This window comes from Candidatus Puniceispirillum marinum IMCC1322 (assembly GCF_000024465.1).
Taxonomy (GTDB): Bacteria; Pseudomonadota; Alphaproteobacteria; order Puniceispirillales; family Puniceispirillaceae; genus Puniceispirillum; species Puniceispirillum marinum.
In genome coordinates this window covers 2,033,320-2,057,660 of the sequence record NC_014010.1, presented here as the reverse complement: position 1 = coordinate 2,057,660, position 24,341 = coordinate 2,033,320, and the positions used below count along the sequence as shown (strand labels likewise).

Here is a 24,341-nt window from a genome sequence, read left to right as displayed (position 1 = left end):
GAATGATGAAACCCGGGTTAGACAGATGAAGTTTCTGGATCAAGCAAAAATCTATGCGCGTTCCGGTCATGGCGGCCCCGGGTCAGTCAGTTTCCGGCGTGAGGCGCATGTGCCTTTTGGCGGGCCCGATGGCGGCAATGGTGGCCGGGGCGGCGATATTATTGCGCGCGCCGTAAACGGGCTGAATACGCTTATCGATTATCGCTATCAACAGCATTTCAAAGCTGAATCCGGTCGTCCGGGTGCTGGCCGTGATCGCAGCGGTGCCTCCGGTGATTCGGTGATCATGCGTTTGCCTGTTGGCACCCAGATTCTGTCTGACGATCAACAGACGGTGCTTGCCGATCTGACCGAAGAAGGTCAGGAAATCGTGCTTGCCACAGGTGGGTCAGGCGGCAAAGGCAACGCCTTTTTCAAATCCTCGACCAATCGGGCACCGCGGAAATCCCAGCCTGGCGAACCTGGTCAGGAAATGTGGGTCTGGCTTCGCCTGAAACTTATTGCTGATGCTGGTTTGCTTGGCTTGCCGAATGCTGGTAAATCGACATTTCTGGCAGCTGTATCTGCCGCCAAGCCCAAAATCGCTGATTATCCTTTCACCACATTACATCCTAATCTGGGTGTTGTGGCTGTCGATGCCAAAGAATTTGTCATGGCTGATATTCCCGGTCTTATCGAAGGCGCGCATGAAGGTGCTGGCCTTGGTCACCGCTTTTTAGGGCATGTTGAAAGATGTCGCGTTCTGTTGCATCTGGTTGATGCCACAGCTGATGACCCTATCGAAGCTTGGAAAATTCTTCGCCGCGAACTCAAAGAATATGGTGGCGGCCTGAATGATAAGCCCGAGATTGTCGGACTGACCAAACTTGATGCGACACCACCAGATTATGCCGAAGACCTAGCTGACGCCTTGCGCGCCGAAGGTGCTGGCACCGTCCTGCCTTTATCATCGGTGAGCGGCGAAGGCGTTACCTCTGTGTTACGCGCGCTTATTGGCATTATCGAAGAGGCCACATTTGAAGAAAATAAACCTCAAGAGGTAGAGCCATGGTCGCCCTAGAAAATGGCACGATGGCATCTGATGATATGCAAACGGCGATCGATGCCTTAAAAGCTGCCAGAATTGTTGTCATCAAGGTGGGGTCTGCCTTGCTTGTCGATGATAAGAATAACGCCATCAATCAGACATGGCTGGCTGGTATTTCCGAAGATATTGCCGCGCTAAAATCATCTGGCGCCTCAGTTATCGTTGTCTCAAGCGGCGCTATTGCGCTTGGTAGCCTAAATCTGGGCATTAGCCAGAAAACGCTTCAGCTAGAGGAAAAACAGGCCGCCGCCGCCGCTGGTCAGGTGACGCTGGCACATGCGTGGATGACGGCGCTTGCTACCCATAATATCCAAACAGCACAAATTCTGCTGTCCCCCGATGATACCGAAACTCGTCGCCGACATCTGAATGCCCGTGCAACGATAACCGCGCTTCTGTCGCTAGGTGCTGTACCTGTAGTAAATGAAAATGATACGGTTGCCACAGCTGAAATTCGCTTTGGTGATAATGACCGTCTTGCCGCGCGCGTCGCGGCGATGCTTGGTGCCGATATGCTGGTTCTGTTGTCCGATGTTGATGGACTTTATACAGTCAATCCACATGACGACAAAAATGCAGAACATATTGCCATGGTCTCTAGCATCACGCCTGATATCATGAACATGGCTGGCACCGCAAATGCCAGCTATGCGTCTGGCGGCATGGTCACAAAGCTTGAAGCGGCGCGAATCGCCACATCTGCCGGATGCAGCATGATTATTTGTAATGGCCGCGATCCACGCCCATTGACCGCGATCGACGCGGGCGCCCGCAATACGATCTTTACCGCCGAAGCATCACCACCAACCGCACGCAAAAAATGGATAGCGGGTGCCTTGTCACCAAAAGGCAAGCTCGTCATTGATGATGGCGCGATAACAGCTTTGCGGCAGGGACGTTCACTATTGCCTGCTGGTGTTACCACGATTGGTGGTAATTTTGAACGCGGTGATCTGATCGCTGTTGAAAGCCGTGATGGTATTGTCATCGGACATGGGCTTTCGGCATATTCGGCCAATGATGCCGACCGTATCAAGGGGCATAAAAGCAGTGAAATCGAAGCCCTTCTCGGCTATCGTGGTCGTGATGAATTGATTCATGCTGACAATATCGTGATGAACGACAATGGCGTAGCATCTGATGAGGAGATGCGATAATGACCGAACAGTCGCATAATTTTGATAGCCCGAAAGCCCTTGTCTCTGACTTGGTAACAGCGGCTCGGCGCGCCCAAAAAACGCTTGGCCAAAGCCCGTATGATGCGCGCCGTTCGGCCTTGCTGAAAAGCGCCGAATTGATCCGCGCACATGCTGACGCGATCATCACAACCAACAGCAAAGATGTTGAAAAGGCATCTGAAAACAGTATAAGTGCTGCCTTTATCGACCGGTTGACGATGAATGCCGAACGCGTCGAGGCGATGGCCGCCGGGCTCGAATCCATTGCCGCGCTTGATGATCCAATCGGGCGTGAACTGGCGCGCTGGCAACAGCCAAACGGGCTTGATATTGCACGCGTCGCTACACCACTTGGCATTATCGGCATCATCTATGAATCACGGCCTAATGTAACCGTCGATGCTGCTGCTTTATGCCTGATTTCAGGCAATGCAGCCATTTTGCGGGGTGGTTCGGATAGCTATTTCACCTCTAGCATGCTGGCTGGCCTGATGGTTCAAGGGCTGGAAAGTGCCGGTCTGCCAGCCGCAAATGTACAGATGATACCGTCTGCTGATCGTGCGATTGTGGGTGCGATGCTGGCCGCGGCAGGTGAAATAGATGTCATTATTCCACGCGGGGGACGTTCGCTTGTCGAGCGCGTGCAATCCGAAGCGCGCGTTCCCGTCTTTGCGCATCTTGAAGGCATATGCCATGTCTATGTCGATGCTGACGCTGATTTTGATATGGCACAGCAGATCATCGTCAATGCCAAAATGCGGCGAACAGGCATATGCGGGGCGGCAGAAACCCTGCTCATCCACCGTGATGTTGCGACCCGCATGTTACCCAGCATAGCCACGGCCTTAACCGACGCCGGATGCGCCTTACGCGGTGACGCATTATCTTGTGATCTGGTTGACACTATGACCAAAGCCACCGAAGCCGACTGGCGCACCGAATATCTGGACAGCATCCTGTCGGTCAAAATTGTCGATTCGGTTGATGACGCGATTGCTCATATTGGCACCTATGGGTCTGGTCATACCGAAAGCATTGTCACCGGAAATGCAGACACTGCCGAGCATTTTCTTGCGCGTGTCGATAGCGCGATCGTGATGGTGAATGCGTCAACCCAATTTGCCGATGGTGGTGAGTTCGGCATGGGTGCCGAAATTGGCATTGCCACGGGGCGTCTTCATGCACGAGGCCCAGTTGGCGCGGCGCAACTTACCAGCTTTAAATATATTGTACGTGGTCATGGCAACACACGTCCGTGAAGTTCCAAAAGCACCCTTACCGGCCATTTTTCACAGCAAAACACGGTTGAAAATAGGGCTTTTAGGCGGCTCATTCAATCCGGCGCATGCTGGCCATCTGCATATGAGCATGCTGGCCTTGCGCACGCTTGGTCTTGATCAGATATGGTGGCTGGTGACACCGCAAAACCCACTTAAAGATCGTCATGTGATGATGACACTGGCGCATAGGCGTGATTTTGCCCGCACAGTCACCGCACATCATCCACAGATCAAAGTGTTGAGTCCAGAAGAACAACGGCCAGATCATCTTACGTATAATACATTGAAATGGTTAAAACAAACCTGTCCACATGCGCAGTTTATTTGGATCATGGGTGCCGATAATATGGTACAATTCAGCGCCTGGTATCGTTACCGCGAGATCAGCAGACTCATGCCCATGGCCGTGATTGACCGCCCGGGCTTTTCCTATCAGGCGATCAGTGCTGGACGCAAATTGCCAGCCCAACGGCTACAACCAGCGCGCATGGCAGGTCTATTGGCGCAACGCCGCCTTGCCAGGGCTAGCTGGTGCTTTATTGCAGGTAAGCGGCACAAGGCTTCGGCAACGGCTCTGCGTGCCGTCATCGCGCCTATACCCATTGGGCGGCTAGCCATTAATTAAACTAGATCAAATATCAACCACGTAGTACAATGATATCTGAGGATAATGAATCTCTGGATTCCAGATAATATAATTTGCACGTCATAACGGAGAGATACTATTTCTAAAGCGCAACATTCATTAGACGCCGATCAGGTGTTAAATCTCATTACCGATTCCCTCAACGACGACAAAGCTATTGATATTCAGACCATCCCGTTGGCAGGTAAATCTGCCATGGCAGATTTCATGGTCGTGGCCAGCGGATCATCATCGCGACAGGTTGCGGCAATGGCTGAGCATCTGCAGTTTAAACTGAAACAGAACTATGTTGATATCATCGGCCTTGAAGGTATGCGTCAGGCGGACTGGGTTTTGCTTGATGCCAATGACGTCATCGTGCATCTGTTCCGACCCGAAGTGCGCGAATTCTATGGTATCGAGCGTATGTGGGCTGATGGCGGGGTTGAAGAAATTGTCCGCATAACTGCCGACGCCTAACCCACCTGCTTGATCAGGATCAGGATATATCATGCGGTTGCATATTATTGCCGTTGGCAAAGGCCGGACTTCACCAGAAGCCACATTGACCAGCGCATGGCTAGCCCGACTACCAGCTGGCGGCGAGCTCAGCGAGATCGACTCAAAATTACCAGCTGGCACCGCGCGTTGCGATGATGAAGCTGCCCGTATTTTAAAACATGTACCATCCGATGCGGCGCTTGTGGCCTTTGATCCGAAGGGACGCGACTGTTCATCCGAAGAACTGGCGAATCTTTTATCACTTTGGCAGGATGAAGGGCGTTCACGCGCCTGTTTTGCCATTGGTGGTGCCGATGGCCATGGTGCGGCTGTATTGGCCCGTGCTGACAAAACATTGTCTTTTGGGCGAGCGATCTGGCCACATATGCTGTTTCGGGCGATGGTTGCTGAACAATTATACCGCGCCACAGCTATTTTGAGTGGACATCCTTATCACCGTCCAAGTTGAGGTGATCACATAGATTTGATGGCTTCTGCCTATACTTTAGTCAATCAGAGGATTATAAAATTCTATGACTGAAAATCACGGAAATAACAGCCCTGTTGTTCTATGCATCATGGATGGATGGGGGCATCGGCCTGAGCCATCGCATAATGCGGTCGCGCTTGCCGAAACTCCTGTCTTTGATCAGCTTATGTCCACATGCCCACACAGCTTTGTGGCAGCTTCGGGCATAGATGTTGGCTTACCCGATGGGCAGGTTGGCAATTCGGAAGTTGGGCATATGAATATTGGTGCGGGGCGTGTTGTCATGCAAACCCTACCCCGTATCAGTGCGGCCGTAGCCGATGGATCACTCGCCGTCCACCCCAAATTAATGGCACTGGCCGACCAGCTGATTGCAACCGACGGCACCGCGCATATCATGGGGCTACTTTCGGATGGCGGGGTGCATGCGCATGAAGACCATACGCTGTGCGTTATCCACGCCTTAGCCGCACGCGGCGTCAAAGTCGCGGTTCATGCCTTTACCGATGGACGTGATGTGCTACCAAAGGCCGCGATCAATACGATGCCGGCCTTTCTTGAACAACTGCCCGACACTGTCACCATGGCCAGTGTCATAGGCCGGTATTATGCGATGGATCGCGATCACCGCTGGTCTCGCACCGAGGCCGCTTTCAATGCCATAATCCATGGCCAGAGCGCCGATGCGCCGGCGTCAGATAGTATGGCCGCCATCAGACAGGCCTATGATCGCGGCGAAAGTGATGAATTTATTGCGGCGACGGTTATTGATGACTATGCGGGCATGAATGATGGTGACGGCATTGTCATGATGAATTTTCGTACTGATCGTGCGCGCCAAATCCTTGATGCCTTTTTCAGACCGGATACTGTCAACTTTCCGGCCAGACCTCCGATGATCGCATCGGCCATTGGCATGTCATCCTATTCCGAACCTCTTGATGAATTTGTAGACACATTATTTCCGGCAACCGAACTTAACGATACGCTTGGCACCGTTGTAGCCGCCGCTGGCTTGCGCCAGCTTCGCCTTGCCGAAACTGAAAAATATCCGCATGTGACCTTTTTCTTTAATGGCGGTAAAGAAACCATCCTGCCGCAAGAAGACCGCCAGATGGTGCAATCACCCAGCGTTCCAACCTATGATATGCAGCCTGAGATGAGCGCCGAAGGCGTTCTGCAAACAGCTTTGAACAGTTTGAGCACACAGGCGCATGATCTGCTTATCATCAACTTTGCCAATCCGGATATGGTTGGCCATACAGGTGATCTTGCCGCTGCCATTCAGGCGGTTGAAACCGTCGATGAATGTGTAGGCAAACTTGCCGAGGCGGTTAGGGCACAACATGGTCAAATGCTGGTCACCGCCGATCATGGCAATTGTGAAATCATGTGGGATGATGAAGCCAATTCACCACATACAGCACACACAACGAATCTTGTGCCGCTGATCCTTGTAAATGGCGATAGTGACACCAATCTGGTAGATGGGCGGCTGGCAGACCTGGCACCTAGTCTGCTGGCCATGCTGGGTATTACCCAGCCGTCTGCGATGACGGGGAATTCCTTGCTTCGACCTTAATATTATTCTGTTACTAAATAATTGCATGCGTTAAAAGGTGGCTGTGCTTGCATAGCCTGAGCCAGACTGGCACGATATACGCATAACAAATACAGCCATTATGGCCAATGAGCTGTTTACCGATAGGTTAGGAGTGCTTGCATAATGCAAAGACCTTTATTTTCTGATTCTGCAGGATCTGGACGATCAAGTTTTGGCCGCGCTAATTTTGGCACCCAGAAAAAGCACCGATTTCTGTATATTCTGCTTATCTGTGGTGTCATGGCCGCGGGTGGCCTTGGTGTATCTCTGCTCAGCGCCGCGCGGGCTGACAAGAATGATTCTGTTTATCAACAACTTGGCCTTTTTGGTGATATTTTCCAGCGCGTGCGCGAGAGCTATGTTGATGAGGTGGACGATACCGATCTAATCGAAGCGGCTATCAAAGGCATGCTGACCTCATTAGACCCACATTCTTCCTATCTGAACGCTGATAATTTCAACGCCATGAAGGTGCAGACGCAAGGCCGTTTTGGTGGCCTTGGCATCGAAATCACTATGGAAAACGGCATGGTTAAAGTCGTGTCACCAATTGATGACACCCCTGCGGCCAAAGCGGGCATCCAGCCAGAAGATTATATCATTGCTGTTGATGATGAATCGATTATTGGCATGTCGCTATCCGATGCGGTGGATCGGCTACGTGGCAAAATCGGGTCTAAAGTAACAGTCAAGGTTCAACGCGCTCAGGACGAGCCGTTCGATGTGTCGCTAATCCGTGATTCAATCAAAATCAAATCGGTGCGTTATGAAATCTTTGATGGCATAGGTTATGTACGCCTGACCACATTTTCCGAACAGACAACCCCCGGCCTGATTGATGCCATTGATGATATGTTCAAACAGCAAGACGGGAACCTCAAAGGTGTGATTCTGGATCTTCGGAATAATCCTGGTGGTTTGCTGGATCAGGCTATTTCAGTCAGCGATGCCTTTCTGGAAAAAGGGGAAATCGTGTCAACACGGGGCCGCGATCCCGAAAAGGGCAACCGCGTTTATGCCACCTCAGGTGATATCGCCCGTGGTCTGCCAATGGTTGTGCTCATTAATTCGGGATCGGCTTCGGCATCCGAGATTGTTGCTGGCGCGCTAAAGGATCACAAACGTGCCTTGCTTCTTGGCACCCGTTCATTTGGTAAAGGCTCGGTGCAATCGGTAATTCCGGTATCGAATACCGCTGCCATGCGCCTGACCACAGCACGCTATTACACACCGTCGGGTATTTCGATTCAGGCCAAGGGCATCGAACCTGATATCGAGGTGCTCATGGCACGGATTGAAACGCTTGAAGGCGGCATCACCCGCGAGGAAAATCTCAAAGGCGCGTTAGATAGTAAGGAAGATGACGAAGCCGACGCATCCGACTCACAGCCAGAGCAAAAGTTCAAACAGGACGAAATCGACTATCAGCTTGCCCGTGCACTTGATCTGATTCGGGGTGTATCCGCCTTCTCGGTATTAAGGCCAAATTCATGAGCCAGATCACAACTGCCTATGATGACCGTCCTTATCGCCCCTGCGTGGGTATCTTCCTGCTTAACCCACATGGTCAGGTTTTTGCTGGACGCCGCATTGACAGCCGTGCTGAAGCCTGGCAAATGCCCCAAGGCGGCATTGACCCGGGCGAAACACCGATTGCCGCCTGCATGCGTGAAATGTGTGAAGAGATCGGTACCAATGACGCTGAACTTATCAAAGAACATAGCGAATGGCTGAATTATGATATTCCGTTGCCACTGGCGAACCGCCTATGGCAAGGCAAATATAAAGGGCAGAAACAGAAATGGATGGCGATGCGCTTTACTGGCAGTGACGCTGATATCAATATTGCCACAGCCGAACCCGAATTCTGCGAATGGCGGTGGCTGCCTGCGGCCGAACTGATCGATCTGGCTGTCCCCTTCAAACGCGGGGTATATGAACGCATCTTGGTTGAATTTGGTGATCTGACCTAATCTGGTTTGGCACTATATGCACAAAAGGGCGCTCAATAGCGCCCTTTTTGAATCGTCAGTATCCACAGCTTTACAGCGCGGCAATCACCGCATTCAGGAAATCAGCTTCTGCTTCAGGCGCGCTTGCGGCGCGTTCCTTGAGCCTTGCTGCATCAGCAGTATCAAGATCCTCGGCACGTTCGGCCAGAATCGTCACGCTTTCGCCAGACACATCAGCAAGGCCGCCATCAATCATATAGCGATTGATGATTTTGCCACCTTCATGCACTTCAACAACACCTCGATCAAGATTGGCCAGCATTGGTGCATGCCGTGGCATGGCACCAAACAGGCCTTCTGATCCAGGTGCAACAACCATTTCGGCTGCCATCTGCACCATGATTTTCGCCGGTGTGACCAGCTCTAGATGTGTTGTCTCAGCCATAACGCTGTTTCCTTTATGACAGGGTCAAAATGATGCCTGATTTAGGCAGCTTCCTGTGCCAGCTTCTTGCCTTTTTCGATGGCTTCTTCGATGGTGCCAACCAGATAGAAAGCAGCTTCTGGCAGATGATCGTAATCACCATTGATGATACCTTCAAAGCCACTGATCGTATCTTCAAGGCTAACCAATTTACCTGGCGCACCCGTAAAGACTTCGGCAACGTGGAATGGCTGTGACAGAAAGCGCTGGATTTTACGCGCACGATAAACTGTTAGCTTATCTTCTTCTGACAATTCATCCATACCCAGAATAGCGATGATGTCCTGTAGCGACTTATACTGCTGCAGCACCTCTTGCACCTGGCGGGCAATGCTATAGTGATGATCACCCACAATCCGCGGATCCAGCATACGTGATGATGAATCAAGCGGGTCAACCGCAGGGTAAATACCAAGCTCGGCAATCTGACGTGACAGAACCGTTGTCGCATCAAGGTGCGCGAACGACGCCGCAGGTGCCGGGTCAGTCAGGTCATCAGCAGGGACATAAATCGCCTGAACCGAAGTGATCGACCCTTTATTTGTGGTAGTGATCCGCTCCTGCAAAGCTCCCATATCGGTTGCCAAAGTTGGCTGATAACCCACCGCCGATGGGATACGTCCAAGTAGCGCAGACACCTCCGAACCAGCCTGGGTAAAACGGAAAATATTATCAACGAAGAACAGCACGTCTTGGCCTTCTTCATCACGGAAATATTCGGCCAATGTCAGGCCTGTCAGCGCCACACGAGAACGCGCCCCTGGAGGTTCATTCATTTGACCATAAACAAGCGCCGCTTTAGAGCCTTCGCCATCTGGCATGATAACACCTGATTCCACCATCTCGTGATACAGGTCATTTCCTTCACGTGTGCGCTCGCCAACACCGGCAAACACTGAATAACCGCCATGTGCTTTCGCAACGTTATTGATCAATTCCATAATCAGGACGGTTTTACCAACACCGGCACCACCGAACAGACCAATTTTACCACCCTTTGCATAAGGCGCGAGCAGATCAACAACCTTGATGCCGGTAACCAGAATTTCGGCTTCGGTTGACTGGTCAACATAATCCGGCGCAGCGCGGTGAATTGGATAATATTTTTTTGCTTTAACTGGTTTGCCTTCGTCAACTGGCTCACCAATAACATTCAGAATACGTCCCAATGTTTCCGGACCAACTGGCACTGTGATCGGGGCACCTGTATCGGTTGCCGCGGCCCCACGAACCAAACCTTCGGTCGCGTCCATCGCGATGGTTCTGACTGATGATTCGCCAAGATGCTGTGCGACCTCAAGAACAAGGCGCTGGCCGTTATTATCGACCTCAAGCGCGTTCTGGATTGCGGGCAGACTACCATCAAATACCACATCGACGACCGCGCCGATTACCTGACTGACTTTACCAACTGATTTTGTTGCCATGGTTATGTTACTCCGGGCTAAATCCGTATCTGGGCATCATTACCCGACCGGGTTGTTCCTAATCAAAATATGTTACGCGTCTTCACACTATATTCACAAAGCTGCTTAAACAGCTTCAGCACCCGAGATGATCTCGATCAGTTCTTTGGTGATCGTCGCCTGTCGTGTGCGGTTATAAATCAATGTAAGCCGGTCAATCAGATCGCCAGCATTACGTGTTGCGTTATCCATTGCCGTCATACGTGCGGCCAGTTCGGACGCTGATGATTCAAGCAACGAGCTGTAGATTTGCGTAGAGATACCACGCGGAAGCAACGCATTCAGAAGCTCTTCTTCTTCCGGCTCATATTCATAGCTGACACTCAGCGTGTCACTTTCTTCGGTCATGTCGATCTGCGCTGGAATAAGCTGTGTATGCGTAACTTCTTGGGCGATCACGCTTTTGAACTTGTTATAGATGATCGAACAAACGTCAAATTCACCAGCTTCAAATCCGTCACGGATGGTCTGGCCGATTGAATCAGCGTCACCATAGGACACTGATGTGCCCTGAATGCCTTCAAGTGACGCCATATAGATGTCACCAAGTTCACGACGCAAAGCATCGGCAGATTTACGGCCGACCATAAATAATTTGACGGTCTTGTTTTCACTGCGAAGTCGGGCGACTTCATTACGCGTTGCCCGTGTGATCGAACCATTAAAACCGCCACAAAGACCACGGTCAGCAGACATCACAACCAACAGATGAACCTGATCTTTTCCATTGCCAACCAGCAATTCGGGCGCAGATTCCTTATTCGCTTTTGCCGCCAGACTTGATATCACCTGCCCCATACGTGTCGCATAGGGACGTCCAGCTTCGGCAGATTCCTGTGCCCGACGTAATTTCGCCGCCGCCACCATTTTCATGGCGGCAGTGATTTTTTGCGTGGACTTGACACTTTTGATTCGCGTCTTCAGATCCTGTAATGATGCCATCGGCTAAACTCCCCCTCAACGGGTATTACGTTCGGGTCTCAGGTTCGACGCTTATGAAAAGCTTTTCTGAAAGGCTTCGATTGCCGCCGCCAATTTGGCTTCGGTGTCGTCAGATAGCTTTTGCTCTTGCTGAATGGTTTTCAATACATCTGATGCGGTGCTGCGAAGATGGTCAAGCAGACCTGCTTCAAAGCGGCCGATATCAGAAACCTCGATTGAATCCAGATAACCTTTCACACCGGCAAAGATAACAGCAACCTGTTCTTCAATCTGCATTGGGCTATATTGCGGTTGCTTCAAAAGCTCGGTCAGACGGGCACCACGCGCAAGCAAAGCGCGTGTTGAAGCGTCCATATCCGAAGCAAACTGCGCAAAAGCGGCCATTTCACGATACTGCGCCAATTCAAGCTTGATCGAACCGGCAACCTGCTTCATCGCCTTGATCTGCGCGGCAGAACCCACACGACTAACTGACAGGCCAACGTTCACAGCCGGACGAATACCCTTATAGAACAATTCAGTCTCAAGGAAAATCTGACCATCCGTGATCGAAATCACATTGGTAGGGATATAGGCAGACACGTCACCAGCCTGGGTTTCAATGACCGGCAAAGCTGTCAGTGAACCTGAACCGTTCTTTTCATTCAGCTTGGCTGAACGCTCAAGCAAACGTGAGTGCAGATAGAAAACGTCACCCGGATAGGCTTCACGTCCTGGTGGGCGACGAAGCAACAAACTCATCTGGCGATAGGCAACCGCCTGCTTTGACAAATCGTCATAAACAACCAGGGCATGCATGCCGTTATCACGGAAATATTCACCCATGGCACAAGCTGTATAAGGCGCAAGGAACTGCATTGGTGCCGGATCCGACGCGGTAGCAGCCACAACGATTGTATAGTCCAACGCACCTTGCTCTTCGAGCGAACGCACGATCTGCGCAACGGTTGAGCGCTTCTGGCCAACAGCAACATAGATACAGAACAGCTTCTTCGAGTCATCTTTGCCAGCCGCTTCATTGACTGACTTCTGATTGATGAAGGCGTCAATCGCGATTGCGGTTTTACCTGTCTGACGGTCACCAATAATCAGCTCGCGCTGGCCACGACCAACAGGAATCAGGCTATCGATCGCTTTCAGACCGGTTTGCATAGGCTCATGCACAGACTGGCGCGGCATAATGCCGGGGGCTTTTACCTCAACGCGGCTACGCTTGACATCTTTCAATGGGCCTTTGCCATCAATCGGATTACCAAGGGCATCGACAACACGACCAAGCAAACCGTGTCCGGTTGGCGTATCTACAATCGACGCTGTTCGGCGCACGACGTCGCCTTCACGAATGGAACGGTCCTCACCAAAGATAACAATACCAACATTGTCCGATTCGAGGTTAAGTGCCATACCTTTAACACCACTTTCGAATTCGACCATCTCACCGGCCTGAACCTCATCAAGTCCATGCGCACGGGCAATACCGTCTCCGACTGACAGCACACGGCCGACTTCGGCAACTTCGGCTTCACTTCCGAAATTGGCAATTTGATCTTTGAGGATCGCTGAAATTTCAGCCGCACGAATATCCATCACGCTACACCCTTCATGGCTGTTTCTAGCCTGCTAAGTTTTGTTTTGATTGACGTATCAATCATTTGAGACCCAATCCGCACAACCAATCCCCCGATAAGGGACGGATCAACACGCATTGAAAGCGATAATTTGTCGCTACCAGCCAGGCTGGCAACTGCTTTTTCGACACTCGCCTTACGCTTTGCATCAAGTTCAACAGCCGAAACGACCTCCGCCGAGATTTGACCTTGGCGGCGTGCATGTTCATCAAGGAACACACTAATAATTACAGGAAGCACATAGAGACGGCCATTTTCGGCAAGCGTACTTAGGAATTTGATAGTCAGCGCATTGGCACCTGCCTTTTCCATAACCGCGGTGATAGCAGCCAGCTGTTCACTGCGGGTAATGGCAGGCGATGAAATAAGCGTTTTCATGTCGTCATTTTCAACGACAAGCTTGGCCAGATCATTTAGATCAGCCACGATTTCATTTAAATTACCGGTATCATCTGCCAGTGCATAAAGCGCACCAGCGTAACGACCTGCAAGACCTGTTGCGCCTAAACTCAAAGACTTACCCTCATCCTGATAAGATACGAACAACTTTTGGTGCCTACAGCCGGTTGGGGCATCCCGACCAACTTTTGACGACGCCTTGGGTGCTATCATAGCCCTAGCCGAAACGCAAGCATTCAACGGCCTAAAAATGCGTCAAAACAGAAACCACATGGCCAGAAACCGCGATCGCTTCAAAAACGCATTTACAGAAAATTATAGGGATCAATATCAATGTGCAGTTTTACTCCCGAATCTGGCTTAAAATCAGCCAGCCAATCGCGAAGAATTCCTTGAATATCAACCGATCTATCGGTGCGGATCAATAACCGCCCCCGATGCCGCCCTTTCAGGAACCCTATGGGGGCAATGGCCGGGCCAAAAATATCAACACCGGTAAAATGCGGTCTGGACTGATCGAGGCGACGTAACGTCGCATGAAGCCGTTTTTCATCATGTGACGACAGAATCAGCGCCGCTAGCTGCCCGAAAGGTGGCATGCCAGCCAAAGATCGCGCATGCGCCTCCATTGCCAGAAACGCATCGCGCTTGCCCTCAAGCAAACAGGTAAGCACCTGATTTTCGGGATCGAGCGTCTGCAGCATTGCTTCGCCAGGGCGCGATTCGCGGCCAGCACGGCCTGCCACTTGTGATAACATCTGGAACGTTCGTTCGGCAGCGCGCAGATCACCGCCAGCCAGACCCAGATCGGCATCAACAACACCAACCAGCGTCAAATTGGGGAAATGATGCCCTTTGGCAACCATTTGCGTGCCAATGATAATATCGACATCCCCCTCAATAACCGACTGGATAAACGCGTCCGCGGCCTTTGGTGTGCCGACCGTATCACTTGATAGCACGGCAAAACGGGCATCGGGAAACCGCCATAACACCTCCTCGGCAAGCCGTTCGACACCGGGGCCGCACGCCTGCATCGTATCGTCCTGACCACAGGCTGAACAGTGATTGCTTGGCCGGGTCTGATGCCCACAATGATGACACCGAAGTTGGCCTGATAGTTTATGCGCGACCATCCAGCTATCACAATTCGGACAAACTAATTTATGCCCGCAGCTGCCACATAAGGTTAGCGGGGCATAGCCACGCCGGTTCAAAAACAGCAATGATTGTTCGCCTGCCGCCAATCGTGTGGCAATCGCCTCGACCAGCGGTGGTGCCAGCCAGCGACCACGCTCAGGCGGCGTCTGGCGTAAATCAATCGCGCTCATCGCTGGCAGGGCGGCTCCCTTGATCCGGTTGGGCAAGCCAATATGCTGATAACGCGGCGTTTCACCTGTTTTGCCAGCATTCACCCAACTTTCCAGCGATGGTGTCGCCGAAGCCAGAATAATCGGGCATTTTTGAATATGCGCACGCACCACAGCCATATCGCGTGCCTGATAGATTGTCTGATCTTCCTGTTTATAGGCATGTTCATGTTCTTCATCGACGATAATCAGGCCCAGATTGGAAAATGGCAGAAACAGCGCCGAACGCGCGCCAACAACCAGCTTCGCCTCGCCCGATAACACATAGCGCCATGCCTTGCGTTTCTGGCTATTACCAATATCCGAATGCCATTCGACTGGCGCCACGCCAAACCGGCGCGCAAACCGTGAGCGCCAGCCGCTTGATAAGGCAATTTCCGGCAATAGAATGAGAACCTGCTTGCCCGCATCAAGTACCGCTTTAACCGCTTCGAAATAGACTTCTGTTTTGCCAGATCCAGTGACCCCATCAAGCAGAAACGGGTGAAACCCCGTGCCACAGGCCGCCACCATGATATCGGCGGCGGCTTGCTGTTCACCGGTTAATGTCAGACTAGGGCGATCTGTCTGCGGCGGCGGTGGCGGGCGATCAGCCGAAACCTGCATAGCAGTCAGCATATCCGCTTTGGCCATCGCGCTGATCACGCCGCTACCTACATTGGCGATGCGCGCCAGTTCGGCAGCAGTCATCGCCCCGGCATCGCCAAGCACATCAAGCACCTGCTGGCGCGCTGGGGTGATACGGACTCCATCCGGCATGATCTTGGCGGGGGTGAACAGGGTGGTTTGTGGCGGCCTTTGTAAGGCTTGTGGCTGACTCAGCACCATCTTTGCAACCGCGCCGATAGGTGCCAATGTCCACGCCGCAACCCGTTCTATAAAGCTGATAAACGCCTCATTCAGTGTCGGAAGTGGCGCCACCGCATGAATGGCTTTCAATTTTTCCGGTGCCACGCCACCAGCACCTGCGCCCATGACAATGCCTGTCACAAGCCGGCCACCAAAAGGCACTGTCACAATTGTACCACGGCTAATTCCAGCCGCTGATTGACCTGCAACTGCTGCTTGCAGCGTACCCTTTGACTGCAGATAGTCATAGGCACCAGCAATAGGCACCGCAACAGCAACCGACACCGTTTCCGATGTCAAAATACAAGTCGTCTGGCGCTTCTTGTCTGCACTATTATGGGGGCTTTTCAACATAGGCTTATCATGGTTATAGATTTGCAACCTTCCTTGGGATAAACTGCGGTCACAACAGCCAAATCGCAAGAGCTAAATCGCGATAGGCTTTCATTGTATTTAAGGTAAACCAGATGAAAATTTTTCTCGATAGCGCTGATGTTGCGGAAATCGCAACCTATATAAAAACCGGTTTTGTTGATGGTGTCACAACCAACCCGTCGTTGATTGCCAAATCTGGCCGCAATATCATCGAAACCATTGCCGAAATCTGTGAGATGACCGACGGACCAGTAAGCGCCGAAGTCGCCGCCACCGATCATGACACGATGCTGGCCGAAGGCCGGAAACTGGCCGCTATTGCCAAGAATGTCGCGGTCAAGGTACCGCTTACCGAAGCGGGCCTGATGACCTGTCGCGCTTTGGCCGACGCTGGCACCAAGGTCAATGTCACCTTATGCTTCACACCCGGACAGGCATTGCTTGCCGCCAAGGCAGGCGCTGCCTTTATTTCGCCTTTTGTTGGACGGCTTGACGATCTGGGCGCTGATGGAATGGGGCTGATTGAGGAAATCTGCACGATCTATAATAATTACGATATGCAGACCGAAGTGCTTGTGGCCTCGGTGCGGAGCACCCAGCATGTGGTTGACGCCGCCTTATTGGGTGCTGATGTCGTTACGATCCCGCCAAAAATTCTGGGGGCTTTATATAAACACCCGCTTACCGACAAGGGGCTTGATGCGTTCATGGCGGACTGGGCGGGAACAGGTCAGTCAATTCTCTAGATATGGGTATAAATAATGCCTTCTGATTCATCCGGATATCAACCCACCGCCGAAGATGTTTTACGCTTTCTCAGCGAAAATCCGGATTTTCTGGATAAGCATGCGTCTGCACTGAAAGCTGATGCGGGTGATCCGGATCGCGTCAATATTGTTGATTTAACGCCAGCGATTGCCGCACGGGCACGCAAAGAAGCGCAAAGACTGTCCAAGGCGAATGAATCTTTGCTTCATGTGGCCTCGGAAAATATGGTCAATTGGCAGCGTCTTCATCACGCCACGCTGGCTTTGCTGGCCAGCACCGACATCGCTGGCATGTGCGAAGCCATCACCCAGGAATTTCCGACGATCTTTGATCTGCGGTTTTGTCGTCTATTCATCGAGCGTGAAAGCGTGCTGCAATTTGCTAGGCAAAGCGATATCGTCGTTATGCCTGCCAAGGTGATTAATGATGCCCTCGAAGGGCAATCATTGTTTCTAGGCCACCCTAGCGAAGCCGCAAAATCCGGTTTAAAGCTGAGCGCGCCATCGGTTGCGATTATCCGGCTTCCAGATCAACTTGCCGAACCCATGTCACGCTGTGTACTGGCACTTGGCGGCAAGACCGAAACCAGTTTCCAGCCCAATCTGGGCACTGACCTGCTGATATTACTGGCCGAAATGCTGGCAGTGACCATGGCAGCACGGCTTGAATATGAGATCAATCGCTCATGATTACGCCGGCGCATCGTGCCGCATGGCTGGCATGGCTGGCCGAAGAAAAACGCTATGGGCGCAATACCATCGACGCCTATGAAACCGACCTTGATGATTATACAAGCTATCTTGCTACTCAACCCGACAAATTGACCAGCAGTCCAAACAGAACCGTTTTTCGGGGTTGGATTGCCAGCATGTCTGGTCGTGATCTGGCACGTACGACAATCGCCCGCCGCGTCTCTGCCTTGCGTAGCTTCTTGCGCTTTGCCAGCCGCCAGAATTTGCTTGATGTGCCGGACTTAAGCTGGCTTCGGGCGCCACGCCCGCCACGCACCGTGCCCAAATCCCTGTCGGTTGATGATGCACAGGCACTTCTTGCCGCGATTTTTGCGCGTCGGGGCGATGACTGGATCAAGGCGCGTGATTTTGCCGTGCTTATGCTGCTTTATGGTGCCGGCTTGCGGATTTCCGAAGCATTATCCCTACGGCGTCAGGACGCGCCACTTGGCGACTGGCTATCTATTATGGGTAAAGGCAACAAAATGCGTGATGTGCCGGTTTTGCGTGCCGCTGCCCAAGCGGTGGACGAATATATTGATCTGTGTCCCCTGGCCCTTGATAGTGACAAACCCTTATTCGTCAGCAGCCGCGGCGGCGCATTAGGCGCGCGTGCGGTACAGCGACTTGTCGAATCGCTTCGGGTCGAACTTGATCTGCCAGCGCATGTAACGCCGCACGCTTTGCGGCATGCCTTTGCGACGCATCTGCTGGGTAATGGAGGGGATTTACGCGCCATACAACAGTTACTAGGCCATGTCAGCTTGGCAACAACGCAACTCTATACGCATGTTGATGAAGCGCATCTTGTCAAAGTGCATCAGGAAACACATCCACGCGCCAAATTGCGCTAGATCAAAACCGGTCTTTGCATAGCCAGAACTACATATGTATCGCGCGGCCATCAACCGCCAGTGCCGCTTCCTTGACCGCTTCATTAAGCGTCGGATGCCCATGACAGGTACGGGCAATATCTTCGGATGATGCCCCGAACGCCATTGCCGTTGCGCATTCATGGATAACCGTACCAGCCTCATGGCCGATAATATGTACGCCAAGAACGCGATCCGTTTCGGCATCCGCCAGAATCTTTACAAAGCCCTCACTATGCCCTTGTGCGCGGGCACGGCTATTGGCCGAAAATGGAAAACTGCCAACCTTATAGGCAATGCCAGCCTCTTTCAGCATATCTTCGCTTTTGCCAAGCGTGGCGATTTCAGGTGCCGTATAGACAATGCCTGGCACCAGATCATAATCAACATGCCCGGCCTTACCAGCCATCATTTCAACCGCGGCAACACCATCTTCTTCGGCTTTATGCGCCAGCATGGGCCCATCAATCACGTCACCTATGGCAAAGATGCCTTCAATATTGGTTTCAAAACGGGCGTCGACTTTGATTCGGCCACGTTCGCTTAACGCCAGCTTGATCTTATCAACGCCAAGCCCGTCAATCGCCGGATGGCGTCCAACAGAAACCAGCGCGATATCAGCCTTGATTGTTTCCGCATCACCACCACCAGCAGGTTCGACCGTCAAACTCACGCCAGTCTTGCTGGCTTTGGCCGATTTTACCGCCGTTTTCAGCTTGAATGACAGACCTTGCTTTTTGGCAATGGTCATGAATTTTTTGGCAATTTCCGAATCCATGCCTGGCAGGATACGCGGCAGAAATTCGATCACCTCAACCTCGGCACCCAAGCGCGCCCATACGGTGCCAAGTTCCAGCCCGATATAACCCGCCCCAATCACAACCAGTTTCTTTGGCACCTTGGCAAGCGCCAAAGCCCCTGTCGAGCTGACAATACGGTCTTCATCAATATCGATTCCGGGCAAGCTTGAAGGGTGACTACCTGACGCGATCAGAATATTCTCGGCTTTATAGGCACCTTTATCCTTGCCCGAGGTAATCGTAACCGCACCAGCACCATCAATGCGGGCCGTACCCACAAGGCGTGTGACCTTGTTCTTCTTGAACAGAAAATCGATGCCTGATGTCAGATCGCCGACAATCTTGTCTTTTGATGCCATCATCTGAGCCAGATCAAGTTTTACAGCACCCGTCGTAATACCCAGATTAGCCAGCGTATCACCTGCCGCATTGGCATAATGTTCTGACGCGTTCAGCAACGCTTTTGACGGAATACAACCAACATTCAGACAGGTGCCACCAAGCGTTTCTCGCCGGTCGATACAGGCGACATTCATGCCCAGCTGGGCGGCACGAATGGATGCCACATAGCCACCTGGTCCAGCGCCGATTACAATCAGATCGAAATTACTATCGGTCATTATCTATCCTTAACTAACATCCCGTGATCAGGATTATCGGAACCTTTAAACACCAATCAACAGACGCCGTGGATCCTCAACCAGATCCTTAACCCGGGCGAGAAATGAAACCGCCTCACGGCCGTCAATGATCCGGTGGTCATAAGATAGCGCCAGATACATCATTGGTCTGATCACGATGGCATCATCGACCACAACCGCCCGCTTTTCAATTTTATGCATCCCCAATATTCCACTTTGCGGCGGATTCAGAATTGGTGTCGACATCAAAGATCCATAAACACCTCCATTCGATATGGTAAAGGTGCCACCTGCCATATCGTCTGGCGCAATCTTACCGTCACGTGCTCGCATGCCAAAATCACCGATTGTGCGTTCAACCTCAGCCAGATTCATCGCCTCGGCACCTTTGATGACTGGCACCACAAGTCCTTGCGGCGTGCCCACAGCAACACCGATATTATAATAGTTCTTATAGATGATATCGTTACCGTCGATTTCGGCATTGACCGCCGGAAATTCCCGCAACGCCATAACCGACGCCTGCACAAACATACCCATGAAGCCAAGCCGCACCTGATGGGTATTTTCAAATTCAGTTCTGTAACTTGCCCGCAATGCCATAAGTTCGGTCATATCGACTTCGTTGAATGTGGTCAGCATCGCCGCGTTATTCTGTGCTTCTTTCAGACGCCCTGCGATCACCCGCCGCAATTTCGACATCGGCACACGCTCTTCACGCGCCGCATCAATCTCGCGCGGTGTTTGCCGTGGTGTCTGGCTTGCTACTTGTGCTGGTGCCGTTGGTGCCGTTGGCGCTTTCATCGCCGCCAGCACATCGGCTTTTGTCAGACGGCCATCAACACCCGTACCAACAATGCTGGCCGGGTTCAGATTATTTTCCTCAACAAGGCGGCGTACGGCTGGCGACAACGGATGCGCATCGGCCTTGGATGCGGTCGGGACTTTATCTGCCGGTATGGCTTCGGCTTTAGCTTCCGGTGCCTTGGCTTGCTCGGCTTTTGCCGGCTCAGCTTTATCTGCGGCAGCGCGTGCGCCTTTGCCGGCTTCAACGCGTGCCAATACAGCGCCAACTTCGACCGTATCACCTTCAGCCACGACCAATTCGCTTAGCTTGCCAGCTACAGGCGAGGGCACTTCCAGCGTCACCTTATCGGTCTCCAGTTCAACTACGGGTTCGTCGGCGGCTACCGTATCACCTGCTTTTTTGATCCAGCGTGCAATCGTTGCGTCGCTAACAGATTCGCCTAGAGTCGGGACAATAATATCGGTTGCCATTACAAGCACCCTCCTTTGGTGCATTGGATATGCATCGGCATCAACACGATGCCACTTCACTTACTCTGCGGCGGCCCTGCCGCTTTGCTTATCAAAACCAAGTGCGTCATCGACTAGCGTCTGCTGTTCCAGCTTATGTCGTGACAGGCTACCTGTCGCTGGTGACGCAGCAGCGGCACGTCCAGCATAGATCGGGCGGCTTTGCTTTGATCCAGCCTGTTCCATCGCCTCTTCGATGAAATCACGAACGAATGTCCAGCCACCCATATTTTTGGGTTCTTCCTGACACCATATGATCTTGGCGTTTGGCACAGCCTCCAAGGCTTCTATCACGGCTTTTGTCGGGAACGGATATAGCTGTTCCAGACGTAGAATTTCTATATCCCATGCCTTGGCTTCATCACGGGCGGCGGCCAGATCATAATAGACTTTGCCGCTACACATCACGATCCGCTTGACTTTACCATGCTTGACCTTGGTATCACGCTCATCAAGAACACGGTGGAAACTTGTGCCACTTGCCATTTCGGCCAAATCCGACACACAGGCCTTATGACGCAATAATGATTTTGGCGTCATCACCACTAACGGCTTGCGGAAATCACGTTTCAGTTGGCGGCGCAGAACATGAAAATAATTCGCCGGTGTCGTGCAATTGACCACCTGCATATTATCCTCGGCACATAGTTGCAGATAGCGCTCAAGACGCGCTGATGAATGTTCTGGGCCCTGACCTTCATAGCCATGCGGCAACAACAGAACCAACGCACTCATCCGTAGCCATTTGGCCTCGCCTGATGAAATGAACTGATCAACCACAACCTGCGCGCCATTGGCAAAATCACCAAACTGCGCTTCCCACATGACCAGCGCATTGGGTTCGGCTTGTGAAAACCCATATTCAAAGCCCATCACCGAGGCTTCGGATAATGGTGAGTCAATCACTTCAAACGGGGCCTGGTCATCGGCCAAATACGCCAGCGGCGCAAAGCGTTCTTCGGTATCCTGATCAACCAGCACTGAATGGCGTTGGCTGAAAGTACCACGGCAGGAATCCTGACCGGATAGGCGCACCGGATTGCCTTCCAGCATCAAGGTACCAAAGGCCAGAAGCTCGGCAGTTGACCAGTCAATGCCAGACCCTTTTTCGATATTGTCAGCACGCGCTTTCAGAATCCGCGTCAATTTCGAATTGATCCGCATATGATCCGGAACCTTGTTCATATCGACGCCAAGCTTGCGCAACACATCGATATCAACAGCGGTTTCGCCGCGGCGAACATCGCCATGCGCCGTGCGCATACCAGACCACATACCCTCAAGCCAATCGGCTTTATTCGGGCGATAGCTTGTGCCAGCCTCAAACTCTTCATCCAGATGCTTGATGCGGTCATCAATGACCTTTTGCGCACCAGCTTTGTCAAACACGCCTTCACTTATCAGCTTCTGGGCATAGATATCACGTGTCGAGGGATGCTGCCCAATCGCCTTATACATAAGCGGCTGGGTAAAGGCTGGTTCATCTCCTTCATTATGGCCAAAGCGGCGATAGCAGAACATATCAATAACAACGTCGGTATTGAAAGCCTGCCGGAATTCAATCGCGATCCGTGCTGTATGCACAACCGCTTCGGGATCATCACCATTGACATGAAAAATCGGTGCCATCACCATTTTAGCAACATCAGTCGGATATGGCGATGAACGTGAATAGGACGGGCTGGTGGTAAAGCCGATCTGGTTATTGACAATGATATGGATCGTGCCCCCGGTGCGATAGCCACGCAGATCCGAAAAGGCAAAGGTTTCACCAACAACGCCCTGTCCGGCAAAGGCCGCATCACCATGCAAAAGAATGCCCAGCACTTCGGTACGGTCATGGTCATCACGCTGTTGCTGTTTGGCCCGCACCCGCCCAACAACAACCGGATCAACAATTTCCAGATGTGATGGGTTTGGTGCCAGACTCAGATGCACCGGGCTATTATCGAACACGCGATCAGCCGATGCACCCATGTGATATTTCACATCACCCGACCCACCCACATCTTCGGGATTTGCCGGATTGCCCAGAAATTCGGAAATGATCGCCCGAAACGGCTTGCTCAGCACATTATGCAGAACATTCAGACGGCCACGATGCGCCATGCCGATAACAGCTTCGCCAAGGCCAAGCTGGTTGCCACGCTTGAGAATTTGTTCGATAGCCGGAATCACCGCTTCGGCACCATCCATGCCAAAACGTTTAGTGCCAGTATATTTCTTATGCAGATAGCGTTCAAATTCTTCGGCATCGACCAGACGTTCATAAATCGCCTGCTTACCTTTGATGGTGAAATCCGTACGGTTGCCGATGGCTTCGATACGTTCCTGAATCCAGGCTTTTTGCGCAGGATCCTGAATATGCATGAATTCGACGCCAATGGTGCCGCAATAGGTCTTGCGCAACACATCAATAATTTCGCGCAAGGTTGCGGTTTCCAGACCCAGCACATAATTGATGAAAATCGGGCGATCCCAGTCATCTTCGCCAAAACCATAGGTTTCAGGATCAAGCTCTGGATGCAATTCCGGCTCTTCCAATGCTAGCGGATCAAGCTGGGCAAGCAGATGCCCGCGGATACGATAGGCGCGGATCAACATCACGGCACGCAATGAGTCCAGCGTCGCCGCCCGCATATTGCCGGCATTCAGATTGCCATTCGACTTATGCGCCGCCGCCACGGCCTTGATCGATGCCTCCGGATCAATGGCACCGACAACACGGCTTGAACCATTGCCCCAGCTTGGCCCCTTTTCTTCAATCTCGTCAAGCGCATCAAGCTGTTCGAAATAACGCGCCCATGACGCATCGACACCGCGCGGATTTTGCCGCCACGCTTCGCTCATTTCTGCAATAAAGGTGGCATTGGCACCAGATAGAAAACTACTATCTAGCGAATCAGCATTTTGATGATCGGCTTCGTCACGGTTTGGGGTTACCGAATCACGCATATCTGTCTATCCATCGCTTATAGGCACA

Annotated in this window: 21 protein-coding genes; 12 read left to right on the top strand and 9 right to left on the bottom strand. The window is 52.0% G+C overall.

The features are described 5' to 3' along the window. Positions 1-25: 25 nt before the first annotated feature. The 9 genes from obgE to SAR116_RS09490 all read left to right on the top strand — a co-directional run bounded on the left by obgE (position 26) and on the right by SAR116_RS09490 (position 8,737). Positions 26-1,060: a GTPase ObgE gene (obgE, locus tag SAR116_RS09530; RefSeq protein WP_013046724.1), complete on the top strand. Its 1,035-nt coding sequence runs from the start codon at positions 26-28 to the stop codon at positions 1,058-1,060. Next, positions 1,048-2,244, top strand: coding sequence for a glutamate 5-kinase (gene proB, locus SAR116_RS09525; RefSeq protein ID WP_013046723.1), 1,197 nt, complete (start codon positions 1,048-1,050; stop codon positions 2,242-2,244). Before obgE ends, proB begins: the two co-directional genes overlap by 13 nt. Further along, positions 2,244-3,524, top strand: a complete 1,281-nt coding sequence (locus tag SAR116_RS09520; RefSeq protein ID WP_013046722.1) for a glutamate-5-semialdehyde dehydrogenase — start codon at positions 2,244-2,246, stop codon at positions 3,522-3,524. The genes proB and SAR116_RS09520 overlap by 1 nt, the downstream gene beginning before the upstream one ends. Beyond that, positions 3,505-4,170, top strand: a complete 666-nt coding sequence (locus tag SAR116_RS09515; protein WP_049757518.1) for a nicotinate-nucleotide adenylyltransferase — start codon at positions 3,505-3,507, stop codon at positions 4,168-4,170. Before SAR116_RS09520 ends, SAR116_RS09515 begins: the two co-directional genes overlap by 20 nt. A 135-nt stretch (positions 4,171-4,305) precedes the next feature. Beyond that, entirely contained in the window at positions 4,306-4,650 is a 345-nt protein-coding gene (gene rsfS / locus SAR116_RS09510; protein ID WP_238531142.1) for a ribosome silencing factor, read from the top strand. A gap of 31 nt (positions 4,651-4,681) precedes the next feature. Further along, on the top strand, positions 4,682-5,140 hold the full coding sequence (locus SAR116_RS09505; RefSeq protein WP_013046719.1) for a 23S rRNA (pseudouridine(1915)-N(3))-methyltransferase RlmH: 459 nt from the start codon (positions 4,682-4,684) through the stop codon (positions 5,138-5,140). A 64-nt stretch (positions 5,141-5,204) separates the two neighbouring features. Next, the gene (gpmI, locus tag SAR116_RS09500; protein WP_013046718.1) at positions 5,205-6,743 is read left to right on the top strand and encodes a 2,3-bisphosphoglycerate-independent phosphoglycerate mutase; all 1,539 of its coding nucleotides are present in this window, start codon (positions 5,205-5,207) and stop codon (positions 6,741-6,743) included. A gap of 144 nt (positions 6,744-6,887) precedes the next feature. Beyond that, positions 6,888-8,258 (top strand): S41 family peptidase, encoded by a 1,371-nt coding sequence (locus tag SAR116_RS09495; protein ID WP_013046717.1) that lies wholly within the window; start codon positions 6,888-6,890, stop codon positions 8,256-8,258. After that, positions 8,255-8,737, top strand: coding sequence for an RNA pyrophosphohydrolase (locus SAR116_RS09490; RefSeq protein WP_013046716.1), 483 nt, complete (start codon positions 8,255-8,257; stop codon positions 8,735-8,737). The genes SAR116_RS09495 and SAR116_RS09490 overlap by 4 nt, the downstream gene beginning before the upstream one ends. A gap of 70 nt (positions 8,738-8,807) precedes the next feature. Here SAR116_RS09490 and atpC read toward each other — a convergent pair whose 3' ends face one another. The 6 genes from atpC to SAR116_RS09460 all read right to left on the bottom strand — a co-directional run bounded on the left by atpC (position 8,808) and on the right by SAR116_RS09460 (position 16,208). Beyond that, a complete protein-coding gene (gene atpC, locus SAR116_RS09485; protein ID WP_013046715.1) occupies positions 8,808-9,161 on the bottom strand; it encodes an ATP synthase F1 subunit epsilon in 354 nt (117 codons plus the stop codon). Positions 9,162-9,202: 41 nt separating this feature from the next. Continuing rightward, positions 9,203-10,627, bottom strand: a complete 1,425-nt coding sequence (gene atpD / locus SAR116_RS09480; protein WP_013046714.1) for a F0F1 ATP synthase subunit beta — start codon at positions 10,625-10,627, stop codon at positions 9,203-9,205. A 105-nt stretch (positions 10,628-10,732) separates the two neighbouring features. After that, positions 10,733-11,608, bottom strand: coding sequence for a F0F1 ATP synthase subunit gamma (locus SAR116_RS09475; protein ID WP_013046713.1), 876 nt, complete (start codon positions 11,606-11,608; stop codon positions 10,733-10,735). A gap of 51 nt (positions 11,609-11,659) precedes the next feature. Then, positions 11,660-13,195 carry a F0F1 ATP synthase subunit alpha gene (atpA, locus tag SAR116_RS09470; RefSeq protein ID WP_013046712.1) on the bottom strand — a complete coding sequence of 512 codons (1,536 nt, stop codon included), beginning with the start codon at positions 13,193-13,195 and terminating at the stop codon, positions 11,660-11,662. After that, entirely contained in the window at positions 13,195-13,848 is a 654-nt protein-coding gene (locus tag SAR116_RS09465) for a F0F1 ATP synthase subunit delta (RefSeq protein ID WP_013046711.1), read from the bottom strand. Before SAR116_RS09465 ends, atpA begins: the two co-directional genes overlap by 1 nt. A 92-nt stretch (positions 13,849-13,940) precedes the next feature. Then, complete coding sequence (locus tag SAR116_RS09460) at positions 13,941-16,208, bottom strand: primosomal protein N' (RefSeq protein ID WP_013046710.1); 2,268 nt, start codon at positions 16,206-16,208, stop codon at positions 13,941-13,943. Positions 16,209-16,321: 113 nt separating this feature from the next. Here SAR116_RS09460 and fsa point away from each other — a divergent pair, with 113 nt between their 5' ends. Genes fsa through SAR116_RS09445 form a run of 3 tightly spaced genes read left to right on the top strand, consistent with a single transcriptional unit; the run spans position 16,322 to position 18,582 of the window. Next, positions 16,322-16,975, top strand: coding sequence for a fructose-6-phosphate aldolase (gene fsa, locus SAR116_RS09455; RefSeq protein WP_013046709.1), 654 nt, complete (start codon positions 16,322-16,324; stop codon positions 16,973-16,975). A gap of 15 nt (positions 16,976-16,990) precedes the next feature. Next, positions 16,991-17,686 (top strand): DUF484 family protein, encoded by a 696-nt coding sequence (locus SAR116_RS09450; protein WP_013046708.1) that lies wholly within the window; start codon positions 16,991-16,993, stop codon positions 17,684-17,686. Further along, positions 17,683-18,582 carry a tyrosine recombinase XerC gene (locus tag SAR116_RS09445; RefSeq protein ID WP_013046707.1) on the top strand — a complete coding sequence of 300 codons (900 nt, stop codon included), beginning with the start codon at positions 17,683-17,685 and terminating at the stop codon, positions 18,580-18,582. The genes SAR116_RS09450 and SAR116_RS09445 overlap by 4 nt, the downstream gene beginning before the upstream one ends. A gap of 28 nt (positions 18,583-18,610) precedes the next feature. On the opposite strand, the gene lpdA is transcribed toward SAR116_RS09445, so the two are convergent. The 3 genes from lpdA to SAR116_RS09430 are packed head-to-tail and all read right to left on the bottom strand — an operon-like array spanning position 18,611 to position 24,313. Continuing rightward, positions 18,611-20,020, bottom strand: a complete 1,410-nt coding sequence (gene lpdA / locus SAR116_RS09440; protein ID WP_013046706.1) for a dihydrolipoyl dehydrogenase — start codon at positions 20,018-20,020, stop codon at positions 18,611-18,613. Positions 20,021-20,065: 45 nt separating this feature from the next. Beyond that, positions 20,066-21,319, bottom strand: coding sequence for a 2-oxoglutarate dehydrogenase complex dihydrolipoyllysine-residue succinyltransferase (odhB, locus tag SAR116_RS09435; protein ID WP_013046705.1), 1,254 nt, complete (start codon positions 21,317-21,319; stop codon positions 20,066-20,068). A 60-nt stretch (positions 21,320-21,379) separates the two neighbouring features. Beyond that, positions 21,380-24,313 carry a 2-oxoglutarate dehydrogenase E1 component gene (locus tag SAR116_RS09430; protein ID WP_013046704.1) on the bottom strand — a complete coding sequence of 978 codons (2,934 nt, stop codon included), beginning with the start codon at positions 24,311-24,313 and terminating at the stop codon, positions 21,380-21,382. Positions 24,314-24,341: the final 28 nt, after the last annotated feature.